The organism is Nannocystis exedens, from assembly GCF_002343915.1.
In the GTDB taxonomy this organism is placed as follows: Bacteria; Myxococcota_A; Polyangia; order Nannocystales; family Nannocystaceae; genus Nannocystis; species Nannocystis exedens.
In genome coordinates this window covers 9,775,910-9,789,647 of record NZ_NETK01000001.1, presented here as the reverse complement: position 1 = coordinate 9,789,647, position 13,738 = coordinate 9,775,910, and the positions used below count along the sequence as shown (strand labels likewise).

General features: G+C 70.2%; 8 protein-coding genes and 1 CRISPR repeat array. All 8 genes read left to right on the top strand.

All coding sequences use genetic code 11. The annotated features are described in order from the left end of the window. Nucleotides 1-6 precede the first annotated feature (6 nt). The 8 genes from NAEX_RS38105 to NAEX_RS38070 all read left to right on the top strand — a co-directional run bounded on the left by NAEX_RS38105 (nucleotide 7) and on the right by NAEX_RS38070 (nucleotide 6,967). Nucleotides 7-426, top strand: coding sequence for a hypothetical protein (locus tag NAEX_RS38105; RefSeq protein ID WP_096332378.1), 420 nt, complete (start codon nucleotides 7-9; stop codon nucleotides 424-426). After that, nucleotides 423-1,253 carry a type III CRISPR-associated RAMP protein Csx7 gene (gene csx7 / locus NAEX_RS38100; protein WP_096332377.1) on the top strand — a complete coding sequence of 277 codons (831 nt, stop codon included), beginning with the start codon at nucleotides 423-425 and terminating at the stop codon, nucleotides 1,251-1,253. Before NAEX_RS38105 ends, csx7 begins: the two co-directional genes overlap by 4 nt. Further along, nucleotides 1,240-2,175, top strand: coding sequence for an RAMP superfamily CRISPR-associated protein (locus tag NAEX_RS38095; RefSeq protein WP_096332376.1), 936 nt, complete (start codon nucleotides 1,240-1,242; stop codon nucleotides 2,173-2,175). The genes csx7 and NAEX_RS38095 overlap by 14 nt, the downstream gene beginning before the upstream one ends. After that, the gene (locus NAEX_RS38090) at nucleotides 2,172-3,188 is read left to right on the top strand and encodes an RAMP superfamily CRISPR-associated protein (RefSeq protein ID WP_096332375.1); all 1,017 of its coding nucleotides are present in this window, start codon (nucleotides 2,172-2,174) and stop codon (nucleotides 3,186-3,188) included. Before NAEX_RS38095 ends, NAEX_RS38090 begins: the two co-directional genes overlap by 4 nt. A gap of 505 nt (nucleotides 3,189-3,693) precedes the next feature. Beyond that, on the top strand, nucleotides 3,694-4,002 hold the full coding sequence (locus NAEX_RS52480; protein ID WP_096332374.1) for a hypothetical protein: 309 nt from the start codon (nucleotides 3,694-3,696) through the stop codon (nucleotides 4,000-4,002). A 170-nt stretch (nucleotides 4,003-4,172) separates the two neighbouring features. Further along, the gene (cas1, locus tag NAEX_RS38080; protein ID WP_096332373.1) at nucleotides 4,173-6,065 is read left to right on the top strand and encodes a CRISPR-associated endonuclease Cas1; all 1,893 of its coding nucleotides are present in this window, start codon (nucleotides 4,173-4,175) and stop codon (nucleotides 6,063-6,065) included. 5 nt (nucleotides 6,066-6,070) lie between these two features. Beyond that, nucleotides 6,071-6,367, top strand: a complete 297-nt coding sequence (gene cas2 / locus NAEX_RS38075) for a CRISPR-associated endonuclease Cas2 (RefSeq protein WP_096332372.1) — start codon at nucleotides 6,071-6,073, stop codon at nucleotides 6,365-6,367. 33 nt (nucleotides 6,368-6,400) lie between these two features. Beyond that, nucleotides 6,401-6,967 (top strand): hypothetical protein, encoded by a 567-nt coding sequence (locus tag NAEX_RS38070; RefSeq protein WP_096332371.1) that lies wholly within the window; start codon nucleotides 6,401-6,403, stop codon nucleotides 6,965-6,967. Nucleotides 6,968-7,215: 248 nt separating this feature from the next. Continuing rightward, nucleotides 7,216-13,267: a CRISPR direct-repeat array (repeat unit 36 nt; unit sequence CTCGCCGCCTCGATCTCGAGGCGGACCCGTTGAAGC). Nucleotides 13,268-13,738: the final 471 nt, after the last annotated feature.

Sequence of the window (13,738 nt, the reverse complement as noted above, 5' to 3'; positions counted from 1 at the left end):
ACCACCATGCAAACCAACCTCGCAGACCTCCGTCCCCACCGCCAGGCGCTCGTCCTGGCCGCCGAGAGCGTCTTCAGCGATCCTCACTCGCTTGAACGAGAGAGAGAGCTCAAGTCGCAGCTCAATCACCTGATCGCCGTCTGCAACGAGGCGACCTGCACCGAGGAGATCGAGCTTTACCTTCGCTACCAGTCGGCCCGCGAGGGCCGCCACATCGGCCCTGAGTTGGTGCATGCCATCATCGAGGCCATCCACAAGGCCTTCAAAGAGCGCCGCCTCGCCGACGAATCCGAGCTCAAGCTCGGCGCCTGGCGGCTCTACGCCGTCTACCTGGCGCGCGCCTATACCTATCGCGCCGCGGTCCTCAAGGCCAATCCGCGGACCCCGAGCCACCCCAACCGTGAGACGGGAGGGAAGCAGCGATGAGCGCCGCCGACTTCCACGTCCTGCGTCGTCGCCTCCGCCTCACCGGCGAGCTCGTCACCGTCACCGCCCTGCGCGTCGGCAGCGGCGGCGCCGGCGAGCTCGACGGCGCCGACCTCCCGGTCCTGCGCGATCGCGACGGCTTCCCCTACATCCCGGGCGCCAGCGCCAAGGGGGTCCTCCGCGCCACCATCGAATCGCTGCTGCGCGGCGCCCTGCCCGATCGCTCGCACCCGCTCTGGCCCTGTGACCCGCACCACGAGGCCCCGCGTGAGTCCGATCGCGACGGCGCCTGCGGCTTTCACAAGAGCAACCAGCGCGCCCACGCCGAAGCCAGCATCGACCGCCACTGCCCTGTGTGTCGCCTGTTCGGGTCGCGCGTCCTCGCCAGCCACGTGCGCATCACCGACGCGCGCGTCCACGCCGATCAGCGCGTCGCTCCCCCGCCGATCGAGATCCGCGATAGCGTCGGCATCGACCGCGACCTGCGGACCGCCCGCAACGGCCTCAAGTACGACTTCGAGGTCGTCTCCCCGGGCACGCGCTTCGCCCTCGAGGTCTTCGTCGACAACCCCGAGCCCTGGCTCATGGGCCTCTTGCTCGTCGCCTTCGAGCAGCTCGACGAGGGCTTCGCCGCGCTCGGGGGCTTCAGCTCGCGCGGCCTCGGGCGCGTCCGCTGGCGCTGGGCCGAGCTCCGCAGCATCGACGCTCGCGCGCTGCTCGTCGGCAAGCCCGAGACCGTACACACCGACGTCGACCGCGTCTTCGCCGGGTACCGCGAGGCGCTGGCGAAGCACCTCGAGGAGGGACCGACCCATGTTCAAGCGTAGTTACAACCGCGCCGTCCTGCGCATCGAGCTCCGCACCGTCTCGCCGCTCCTCATCAAAGCCGGCGACTCCGGCCTCGGACCCACCGCCGCCCAGCTCGCCTGCGTGCGCACCCGCCACGCGGACGCCGGCGTCGAGACGACCGTGTACATCCCGGGGTCGAGCCTGCGCGGGGTCGTCCGCGCCGCCGCCGAGGCGTCACTCGCCGGGAGGACCGTCGTCAACCTCCATGGGCCCGTCGACGGTTACCGCGACCCCTTCGACATGGCCTCCGAGCGTTCGCCCGCGGGTAGCCCGACGACGCCCACCGCCGAGGTCCACCGCAGTCACCCGCTCACGATGCGCCTGTTCGGCAGCACCCGCCTCAAGAGCCGCTGCTCGATCCGCGACCTCTTCCCCTGGTCGCCCGGCACCGCTCGCATCTCGCAGGCCGACTCCTTCACCCAGGCCAACCGGACCGAGCTGCGCAACAGCGTCGCCATCGACCGCGTGCTCGGCTCGGTGAAAAACGGCCCCTGGGACGCCGAGCTCGTCCCCGCCGGCGTCTCGTTCTGGGGCGACCTCGCCCTCGAGAACTACGAGATCTGGCAGCTCGGCCTCCTCGCCCGCGCCTTCGACGAGCTGAACGACGGCTTCGCGCAGCTCGGGTCCGGCAAGAGCCGCGGCCTCGGGGTCGTCCGCCTCGCCGTCACCACGCTCGTGCATGAGCAGCCCGCCCGGGCCGGCGCTCGCCCGCACGGCGTCGCGCACCTCGCCGACGCCGAGACGCGCCGCGCCTACGACCTCTTCTCCGAGCCCGCGGACGCCCTGCCGATCGCGGACGGCGAGCCACGCGGCCTGCATCGCCGCTTCACCGTCACCGACGCGACCCCGTGGCTCGACGCCGGCCGTCACGCGCTCGCGCGCCTGGAGTCGCCCGCATGAAGCCCACCAGCCCCGCCCCCGGCTATGCCTTCATCCCCCTCCCCGAGCGCGTCGATCGGCAGCCGCGGCCGGCTTACGCCGCGCACGATCGACGGCACCAGGGCACCCACGCCGGCACGTTACGGCTCACGTGGCTCGCCGAGCAGCCGATTCACGTCGGGACCGGCTTCAAGCGCCTCGTCGGCGACCGGAACACACGAGCCATCCTCCGAGAGCACGTCCGCCTCGGCGACGTCCCATGCATCCCGGGCTCCAGCCTCAAAGGCGTCCTGCGCGCCCGATTCGAGGCCGTCACGCACAGTTGCTTCGACCCCCCGAAGCGCGACGTCCGCGTCAAGACCCGCTCCACGACCTTCAACGAGCGCGGCATCAACCACGCCGTCCTGACCGCCGACGCTGCCCGCGGCTTCGAGCGCACCTGCAGGAGCCCGGGCCCGCTGTGCCCCGCGTGCGCTCTGTTCGGCGCCCTCAACCTGCGCAGCCGCCTCGTCGTCACCGACGCGCGCCCCGCCGTGCCGACGCTCGACTCGCACACCATCCCCGAGCAGTTCGCCCCCAACCTCCATCACGCCGGGCGTCTTCGCGTCCGCGAGTCGGACAACGTCCTCGAGGTCCAGCGCCTGCACGGCCGCAAATTCGCGGTCGGCCGCGACGAGCGCCCCCCGCCCTCGAACTACGCACACGTCGCCGACCAGCGTCCGCAGCGCCTCGAGATCCTCCCGGCCGGCACCCACCTGCACAGCGAGCTTCGCTACACCAACCTCACCGCCGCGGAGCTCGGCGGGCTCCTCGCCGCCCTCGGCCTCGCCCCGCGCAGTCGCCTCAAGCTCGGCGGCGGCAAGTGTCACGGCCTCGGCCGCCTCTTCCTGGCCGCGCACACCCACCGGCCCCGTGGAAAGCACGACGATGAGCCGCTCGACCTCGACGGCTACGCCCACGCCTTCGCGCGGAGTCCGGCATGTCACGCGGCGAACCTCGCGCGCCTCGTCGCACTTCACGGGGAGGACTGCTGACATGCTGACCTCCGCGGAATTTGGTGAGCTCGCGCGACGTGCCGAGCCGTTCACCACCAAGAACCACCATCGATTCCTGTCGAACGCCCTGATGTGTCTCCGCCGCACCCGCGACCCCGTAGCGGCCTTCGAATTGCTCGCCCGAATGACGGGACGTCCCGACGAGGTCAGCGCCCTGCACGACGTCCGCGGCTGGTACGAACAACTACTGGCACGCCCCACGCGTCTGGACCCCGGCAAGCTCGAGCTGTGGCTCGCCTGGACCCGACGCCTCGCTCGCGTCCAGGAGGCCGAACCTCGCAATCGGCAACAGCCCGATCGTGGGCGCCCCCCCGCGCGCGACGCCCGGCCTTCCGCCACCCTCGAGGCCCAGCTCCGCTCCTTGCGGCAGCGATACCCCGCGCCGCCTTCCCTGCCTCCGCCCTCGCCTCCGCCCATCCCGGGCACGCCTCCCCCCGTCTCCGCACCCGGGCCCCGCCACGCCGAGCGCCCCCCATTACCCGAAGTGCTCGCCGTCCTGTTCGCCCGCCACCAGGACGCAATCAAGACGCTGAAGGAGCTCGCCAAGCAGACCGGCCCTGGCCAGCACCGGCCGAGGCCCATCCCGCTCGCACCCGCCAGCGGCAAGTTCCCGGCGGAGCTCGGCGAGGTCGTCCTCGACGGCGCCAGCGCCACCGGCGTGTCCGAATATCTGCAGGCGCTAACGAAGCGCCACCACGGCAGCGCCTTCCCGTTCCACGTCACGAACCTCGCTTGGGAGGGGGACCGCGTCGTCGCCCGCGCCATCCTCCTCGCGCCCCCGCCGCCGACCTGAATCGAGACTCGCAGCCCCATCCCTGCTCGGAGCCGGAGACGACCGTTCGCAGCCCGAACCGGTCGTCTTCGCGTGCCCGGAACTAGGAAGCGCGTCGCCGTTGCTCTCGCCGAGATCAAGCACGCGGAGGCCATGCTCGATCGAGCTCGTTCGCGCGACTACACGTCAGCATGATCGAACCCGACCAAGAGACCATCCCCGTCCGTATGTGCAATGAGCTCGTCTATTGCCCGCGCCTGTTCCACCTCGAGCACGTCCAGGGCATCTTCGTGGAATCGGCCGACACCATCGAGGGGAGCGGCCAACACGAGCGGGCCGCCCGCCGCGGCAAGGTCAAGCGCCGCGCCGTCGACCCGGCCGCGTCGACCCCCGAACCCGAGACCCTTGAAGCGCTCCCGTGGGACGCCCAGATCCCGCGTAGCATGGAGTTCGCCTCGCCCGCCTGGGGCGTCCACGGCCGCCTCGATCTCGTCGAGCTGGCTGGTGACGAGGTCGTCGCAGTCGAGGCCAAGCGCGGCGCCGCCCCGCGGAGCGATCGGCACCGCTGGAACGACCACGAGCTCCCTTACCGCGCCTGGCCCCCCGACGTCGCCCAGCTCGGGCTCTACATGGCCCTCCTGCGCGACGCCGGCCTCCCCTGCAGCGAGGGTCGCCTCTTCTACCGCAAAGACGGCACCCACACCATCATCACCTGGTCCGACGACCTCGAGCGGTTCCTCCGCGAGGTCGTCCACGAAGCGCGTCGCCTGCGGCTCCAGACGCTCCCGCCCGAGCCGCTCGTCGACAGCCCCAAGTGCCTCGGGTGCTCGCTGCACGGCGTCTGCCTGCCGGACGAGCATCACGCCCTCCAGGCCGAGGAGCTCGCGCTCCGCGACCGGGAGGTCCGGCGAATCCTCCCCGGCCGGGACGACCGCGCCGTCGTCCACATCACGCGCCCCGGCACCCTCGTGCGCAAGGACGGCGACGCCCTCGTCGTCTGCCCCCGCGATGAGGAGCCCACGAGGCTCCTGCTCAAGGACATCGCCCACGTCGCCGTCTACGGCCCGTCGCAGATCACCGAGCAGTGCCTGCAGCACCTCCTCGTCTCCGGCGTCCCCGTCTCTCACCACACCGGCGCCGGCCGGCTCCTCGGCCTCACCGCCCCGCTGCTCACCCAGAACATCGCCCTCCGCCGCGCCCAGTACCGCTGCGCCGATGATCCGGCGCGCGCCCTCGCGGCCGCCCGTGGGCTCGTCGTCGCCAAGATCCGCAATCAACGCACCGTGCTGCGCCGCTACGCCCGCGGCATCGAGCAGGCGCTCGACGACGAGCTCGGCGACCTGCCCGAATGGGCCGCCGTCGACGACGACCCCGCACCGTCTCATGAGGAGCTCGCAGCCGACCGAGCAGGCGGCGAATCCCCGGCTCATGACGCCACCGCGAATCGCCCCGCCGACGATCCGCGCAAGCGCTGCGGTCAAGCCCTTCGGGACATGCGCCAGGCCCTGCGCCGGGCCGAGCACGCCGGTGAGGTCAACGCTCTCCGCGGCCATGAGGGCGAGGCCGCGGCCCACTATTTCGCCGCCCTCCCCGCGATCCTCCCGGCGGCGTGGCAGCGCGACTTCTGCGGCCGCTCGCGTCGGCCCCCGCGGGATCGAGTGAACGCCCTGCTCAGCTTCGGCTACGCCCTCCTGATCCGCGACGCCACCGCCGCGGCCGCCCGCGTCGGCCTCGATCCGATGCTCGGATTCTTGCACGTCGCTCACCCCGGGCGCCCCGCCCTGGCCCTCGACCTCGTCGAACCCTTCCGCGCCGCCTGGGTCGACACCGCCGTCCTGCGTTTGATCGCCACCCGTGGCATCGACCGCGACGACTTCGTCTTCTCGAGCGCCGGCGTCGCGCTCACCGACCGCGGCCGTCGCGCCCTCATCGCTGCCTACGAGCGCCGCGCCGACGAGCTCACCACCCACCCTCGCTTCGGCTACCGCATGAGCTATCGCCGCCTCCTCGAGCTCGAGGCCCGCGTCCTCGGCAAGTGGCTCGTCGGCGAGATCGATCAGTTCACCCCGCTCTGGACCCGGTGATCCCAATGCGCTCTCATTACATCGTCAGCTACGACATCGCCGATCCGTCGCGTCTCCGCCGAGTGCATCGCACCCTGCGGGACTTCGGCGATGGCATTCAGCTCAGCGTCTTCGCCTGCCAGCTCACCGACCGCGACCGCGCCGTCCTCGAGTGTCGCCTGCTCGAGATCCTCAACCAGCGCGAGGATCAGGTGCTCTTCATCAAGCTCGGCCAGGTCGCCGAGGACGGCGATGCACCGCCGCGCTGCAGCGTGCTCGGCCGCAGGCTCACGCCCGGCTTCGTCCGCGCGCTCGTCTACTGATGCAGCCCGACTCGAAGGATTTGGAGTATCTTCATGCCCACGAAACGAACCCCGGACACCGCGCTCATGCAGACCATCGACCGCGACGCACGCGTCCTCGCCTGCGATCTCCTGCGCAATCTCTGCGACCTCCTGCGCGGCGTCCTCGACGACCTCCTCCTCGGCGGTCCCCACCTTGACGTCCAGCAGCTACAGGAGTCGGTCGAGTATCTCGTCGTCTCCTCGCGCTACCACGGCCGAGCGCTCAACAACGCCAGGATCACCCGCCGCGGGACGATTCGTCGGACGCCTTCCGAGAACGTACCCGAGCCGGCCCGCCCGTTCCTGCGGCTGGGCTCGTACATGGGCGCGTTTCGCTCGCACCAGCTCCTCGCCGTCGAGCTCGGTCAGCATACTGCCGCCCCCGCCCCGGCCCGCCCAGAACCGGGCGGGAGCGCGACGCCCGCCCCGGATGACCGCTCCGGCCGCTTCTCGACCTACCGTCGAGACCTCACCGGCGCCGCCATCGACGCCCACCTGCACGGGGACGTGTGGACCATCGACATCGACGGCCAGGTCCACGCCTTCCGCCCCCACTCTGGGGGCTCGGACGAACCCTGAATCGTCTGCCGGACGGCGGCAAGATCCGTTCCAGCAGACGGCCTCGCTCCGAGAATGCACGCGACCTCCGACCGCGCCGTCCCCGGACCTTCCGTGCAATCCCTCGCAGAACGCCGTCTCCCCGGTCCTCAACGTTCCTTGACAACCCTGATGCAGAACAGGAACCTGGGCACTGAGCCGTCGCTCATGCCGCCGCGTGCATCCTCGACCGATAAGCCAGGCGATCTCGCAACCCTGGCCCCCAGGCCCTCGCCGCCTCGATCTCGAGGCGGACCCGTTGAAGCGAGATCATGGACAGCGCCCAACTGGCGGCCCGGCTCCAGACTCGCCGCCTCGATCTCGAGGCGGACCCGTTGAAGCCACGGGCCCGAGCCGTATCGCAGGCGCGCCGTCCAAGGCTCGCCGCCTCGATCTCGAGGCGGACCCGTTGAAGCGGACCGGACTGGGCCGCGAGGATCTGGACGCTGGTCTCGCCGCCTCGATCTCGAGGCGGACCCGTTGAAGCACTCCCGCCCATGTTCGCCCGACACCTCTCCGACCCTCGCCGCCTCGATCTCGAGGCGGACCCGTTGAAGCTCCGAGCGCCCGGACGCCGAGTCCGCGTCCTCAGTCTCCTCGCCGCCTCGATCTCGAGGCGGACCCGTTGAAGCTGCCGCTCGCCGGACCACCACGGCCCAGGCATCCCAGGACTCGCCGCCTCGATCTCGAGGCGGACCCGTTGAAGCTCTCAACCATGGCGAACCTCCCTCAAGTCCTTCAGCACTCGCCGCCTCGATCTCGAGGCGGACCCGTTGAAGCGTCCCGGTCGGCAGCGGCGGGGACGATGGCGAGGACTCGCCGCCTCGATCTCGAGGCGGACCCGTTGAAGCGAGATCGCCTCGTCGGACGCGGCGAGGTTTAACTCCCTCGCCGCCTCGATCTCGAGGCGGACCCGTTGAAGCTCCGGCGACGCCGACCTGTCGAACGTCAACGCGCCCTCGCCGCCTCGATCTCGAGGCGGACCCGTTGAAGCACGCTCACCTTCACATCAACCATCACCATCGTCATCTCGCCGCCTCGATCTCGAGGCGGACCCGTTGAAGCTACCGGGCCCATACAACCTGTCCCGGAGAGCAGGCCTCGCCGCCTCGATCTCGAGGCGGACCCGTTGAAGCGGCGGATCCTCGAGCGGTCCGGCAACCGCTTCCACCCTCGCCGCCTCGATCTCGAGGCGGACCCGTTGAAGCGGCACGCCGGTGCCCTGCGACCGGAAGAACTCCATGCTCGCCGCCTCGATCTCGAGGCGGACCCGTTGAAGCATCTTGTTGGGGTCAGGCACCGCGGTGGCGTGGTTGCGCACTCGCCGCCTCGATCTCGAGGCGGACCCGTTGAAGCTGGCGCCACGCCGTCGCGGTCGGCCTGCTCCACCCCGACTCGCCGCCTCGATCTCGAGGCGGACCCGTTGAAGCCAGCGTTTGCGGCCAGGACGGTGCATGATGGCCAGTGCGTCTCGCCGCCTCGATCTCGAGGCGGACCCGTTGAAGCCTGGTGCCTGGGCTGGGCCCAACGCGTCGCCGGGCTGCTCGCCGCCTCGATCTCGAGGCGGACCCGTTGAAGCCAACTGGCCGACGTTGCCCCCACGGGCTCGGCTCTGCCCCTCGCCGCCTCGATCTCGAGGCGGACCCGTTGAAGCGCAGAGGAGCGGCTCCACGCCCGGGAGCAGGTAGTCCTCGCCGCCTCGATCTCGAGGCGGACCCGTTGAAGCCCGACGTAGAGGCGTCGCTTCAGAGCCGCCGCAGCACCTCGCCGCCTCGATCTCGAGGCGGACCCGTTGAAGCAATCTGGAGCTCGGGATCCCTGTTGAGGACAGCGACCTCGCCGCCTCGATCTCGAGGCGGACCCGTTGAAGCTTTCCCGAGCTAAAGTAGGCGACCCGTTGGCCACCTCGCCGCCTCGATCTCGAGGCGGACCCGTTGAAGCTTTCCCGAGCTAAAGTAGGCGACCCGTTGGCCACCTCGCCGCCTCGATCTCGAGGCGGACCCGTTGAAGCAGACCATGACCCCAAGCGCTCGCGCTTCGAGGTGTTCCTCGCCGCCTCGATCTCGAGGCGGACCCGTTGAAGCAGCTTCGCGCACGGCCAGGTGATGCCACGGCGGGCGACTCGCCGCCTCGATCTCGAGGCGGACCCGTTGAAGCAACTCCCCCCGGACGACGGTGTGCTCGATCGCCCCCACTCGCCGCCTCGATCTCGAGGCGGACCCGTTGAAGCAGGGCGCGGTTCGCCACCCGAGGCCGCAAGTCGCGCTCGCCGCCTCGATCTCGAGGCGGACCCGTTGAAGCCGCCAGTACGTCGAGCGCCTCGCGCCCCTATTCCCCCTCGCCGCCTCGATCTCGAGGCGGACCCGTTGAAGCTTGTCATGGGCGATCAGCGGCACCGAGTCGTCCGCTCGCCGCCTCGATCTCGAGGCGGACCCGTTGAAGCACCATCATGATGCCGTGGGCGACCCGGAAGATGGCTCGCCGCCTCGATCTCGAGGCGGACCCGTTGAAGCGTCGCCGCCCGGCTGCTTCTTCCCGAGCGGCTGCAGCTCGCCGCCTCGATCTCGAGGCGGACCCGTTGAAGCAGAGCGGCCGCACATGAGTCACCTCAGCTCGAGGAGCCTCGCCGCCTCGATCTCGAGGCGGACCCGTTGAAGCTCGTCGTCGACCTTGTTCTTCGAGACGAGCTCCACCGCTCGCCGCCTCGATCTCGAGGCGGACCCGTTGAAGCGCTGCGCGTATGACTGCATACCGGATACGATAGCATCTCGCCGCCTCGATCTCGAGGCGGACCCGTTGAAGCGGCAGCATCAACCAGCTGGGCAACGAACTCGGCATCAAGCTCGCCGCCTCGATCTCGAGGCGGACCCGTTGAAGCCACGGCTGCGCAGTTCCATGAAGACCCGGCGTTCGCTCGCCGCCTCGATCTCGAGGCGGACTCGTTGAAGCTTCGGGTCCGAGTCGATCGGCAGCATCGGCGCCGCCTCGCCGCCTCGATCTCGAGGCGGACCCGTTGAAGCCCGCGCAGCCTCGCGGGCGTCCCTCGCGTCCTCGGCTCGCCGCCTCGATCTCGAGGCGGACCCGTTGAAGCGGGTTCTCCACGGAGACCGTTCCGGTGAACGTGGTGTCTCGCCGCCTCGATCTCGAGGCGGACCCGTTGAAGCGGTTCGCGCGGGGCCTTGCCCGACTCACGGAAGCGCTCTCGCCGCCTCGATCTCGAGGCGGACCCGTTGAAGCGAGGTGTTGCGCATGCGCGTGATGTCGATGGTCGGGGCTCGCCGCCTCGATCTCGAGGCGGACCCGTTGAAGCCGGACGGTGCCCTCGCCGAGCACCGCGTGCGCGGGCGCGTCTCGCCGCCTCGATCTCGAGGCGGACCCGTTGAAGCTCTCCTCGCGGCTCTCGCCGCGCTCGCTCTCCCTGCCTCGCCGCCTCGATCTCGAGGCGGACCCGTTGAAGCGCCGGATGCCCGATCGTCTGGCCGGGCGGGATGCCCTCCTCGCCGCCTCGATCTCGAGGCGGACCCGTTGAAGCGACAACGCGGCGTCGGGGTCGGTGAGGTCCGACACTCGCCGCCTCGATCTCGAGGCGGACCCGTTGAAGCTGCGACGCCGCGTAGGTCTTGACCGCCTTCTCGGCGCTCGCCGCCTCGATCTCGAGGCGGACCCGTTGAAGCAGCCTGACGGGCGTGATGAACATGATCAACGCCGGCTCGCCGCCTCGATCTCGAGGCGGACCCGTTGAAGCGCGTCGGTCAAGCCGCGAGCCTTGGTCTCCAGCGTGTTCTCGCCGCCTCGATCTCGAGGCGGACCCGTTGAAGCAAGTCGCTCCCGGCAGCCAGCATGTGCGAGAGCGCGCTCGCCGCCTCGATCTCGAGGCGGACCCGTTGAAGCCGGACGTAGCCCTCGACCTCGGCGGCCAGCCGGTCCTCGCCGCCTCGATCTCGAGGCGGACCCGTTGAAGCCTCGCCGGCACGCTCGAGCTCCTGCGTCGCTGCGACGCTCGCCGCCTCGATCTCGAGGCGGACCCGTTGAAGCCTCACGTCCGCCGAGGAGTCCGACGCCCGCCGCTTCCTCGACCTCGCCGCCTCGATCTCGAGGCGGACCCGTTGAAGCATCACCTCGGGGCAGTCGCCCAGGATCCACCATCTCACCTCGCCGCCTCGATCTCGAGGCGGACCCGTTGAAGCAGGCTTGACGCCAACGCCATCCGGCTTGGGGCGACGCCCTCGCCGCCTCGATCTCGAGGCGGACCCGTTGAAGCCTGGTCCCTCGAGGATACGTACGTGCATCTCCAGCGCTCGCCGCCTCGATCTCGAGGCGGACCCGTTGAAGCCGCCGGTGTCGGGCGAGCCCGCCCTCAGTCAGTCCTCGCCGCCTCGATCTCGAGGCGGACCCGTTGAAGCTCACTCGCCGAGGCGCGCGCAATGGTGATGGACCCTCGCCGCCTCGATCTCGAGGCGGACCCGTTGAAGCCAGAGGGCGATCGCCTCGTTGCGGGCCCCGCGGAACTCGCCGCCTCGATCTCGAGGCGGACCCGTTGAAGCCCAACGCTGCGGTTTTGGCTGTCTTGGGGCGGCGCTCGCCGCCTCGATCTCGAGGCGGACCCGTTGAAGCGTAGAAGCCACGCGTGTCAGGGCGAAAAGCTCGCAGCTCTCGCCGCCTCGATCTCGAGGCGGACCCGTTGAAGCAAGCACGAGCGGCGCGGGTGCAGTCGGGTTCGTCGGTCTCGCCGCCTCGATCTCGAGGCGGACCCGTTGAAGCCTCGCCGACGATGTCGACGGCCAGCGAGGTCCGCCGGCTCGCCGCCTCGATCTCGAGGCGGACCCGTTGAAGCTGAGCTGTGGCGGGCAGAAGCAGCGCTCGGCAGCGCCTCGCCGCCTCGATCTCGAGGCGGACCCGTTGAAGCATCTGATCACGGCGGAGGGAGAGAACTTCCATCGTCTCGCCGCCTCGATCTCGAGGCGGACCCGTTGAAGCTATCGAGAAAGAACCCTGGTGGTTCACCATCCCGCCTCGCCGCCTCGATCTCGAGGCGGACCCGTTGAAGCCTGACCTCGTCTCGCCGACCGCCGTGGTCGCTCGCACTCGCCGCCTCGATCTCGAGGCGGACCCGTTGAAGCAGCCTGGAGAAGCACGTCCACCTGGACGAGGCCCCTCGCCGCCTCGATCTCGAGGCGGACCCGTTGAAGCTCATATACTTCCGCGACATCCCCCAATATCCACACCTCGCCGCCTCGATCTCGAGGCGGACCCGTTGAAGCGCTGAGAAGACCGACGAGGCCATTGCGGCCGCGCTGGCTCGCCGCCTCGATCTCGAGGCGGACCCGTTGAAGCTCCAGGTCATGGGGTCCACGGCGTGGGGGTCGCCACCGCTCGCCGCCTCGATCTCGAGGCGGACCCGTTGAAGCCGTCCTCAGGTCGCACACCAGCTCTTCCAATCGCAGCTCGCCGCCTCGATCTCGAGGCGGACCCGTTGAAGCTGCAGGCTCCGGACGCGGCTGGCGTAGGCCCGCCACCTCGCCGCCTCGATCTCGAGGCGGACCCGTTGAAGCTGTCGCCCGGGAGCCCCTCCGGGGCCGGGCCCACACCCTCGCCGCCTCGATCTCGAGGCGGACCCGTTGAAGCAGGTCGGAGGCGAGCACGGGCCGGTTGTGTCGGGTGCTCGCCGCCTCGATCTCGAGGCGGACCCGTTGAAGCAGCCCCGAGGCGATCGAGATCCTCAAGACGCTGCCCCTCGCCGCCTCGATCTCGAGGCGGACCCGTTGAAGCCCCGCCGCGGCCGCCCACGCCACAGCGGGCGGCATCTCGCCGCCTCGATCTCGAGGCGGACCCGTTGAAGCTCCGCCGCCTCGATGCCGCGACGTTTCAACCACGTTGCGACTCGCCGCCTCGATCTCGAGGCGGACCCGTTGAAGCCACTCCGCCGCGGTAAACCGGTCGGTGGTCCAACTCGCCGCCTCGATCTCGAGGCGGACCCGTTGAAGCTGGCGGCACCCTATGGCTGGCTGTCCCGCGCACCGGCCTCGCCGCCTCGATCTCGAGGCGGACCCGTTGAAGCCTCGGCCAGGCGGATCACCTGTTCCGGCAGCACCGCTCGCCCTCGCCGCCTCGATCTCGAGGCGGACCCGTTGAAGCAACGGGTAATCTGGCGTCCCCGGTCGAGCGGTCGTCGTGACTCGCCGCCTCGATCTCGAGGCGGACCCGTTGAAGCACGGGATGCGACGGATCCGCCTCTCGTACTCGCAACTCGCCGCCTCGATCTCGAGGCGGACCCGTTGAAGCGGAGTGTCTCAGCGATGAGTTCTCGGTGATGCTGCCCTCGCCGCCTCGATCTCGAGGCGGACTGTCGACGCCGGCCGAAATCCGAGGCGCAGCGCCGATGAGGCGTCAACGGTCAGCGGATGAGGATCAAGCAGCGCGTCAAGTTTTCGGCGAACGCTGGCGGGTCGGGTAGAGGGAGCGCGGCCGCCAAAAGGTGAGCGCTGAGAGGTAGCGACTCTCAGCGCTCGGTGTCGTAGCCGGCCGTACCCCAAAGGACAGCCAACAAAGAAGCGACGGCAGGAGGGTACGGCGAGGGCTCGGGGAAGTCCAGCGGAGTGCGTGGCCGGGCACGTGGTCGATCGAGGACGAGAGCCAGCGACTGTTCAACTGCGGGAGGTGCCGGCGGCAGGTTTCGGTGTGCCGGGCCTGCGACCGCGGGCAGCGGTACTGCGGGAAGGACTGCGCGGCCCAGCAGCGGCTTGCGTCGGTGCG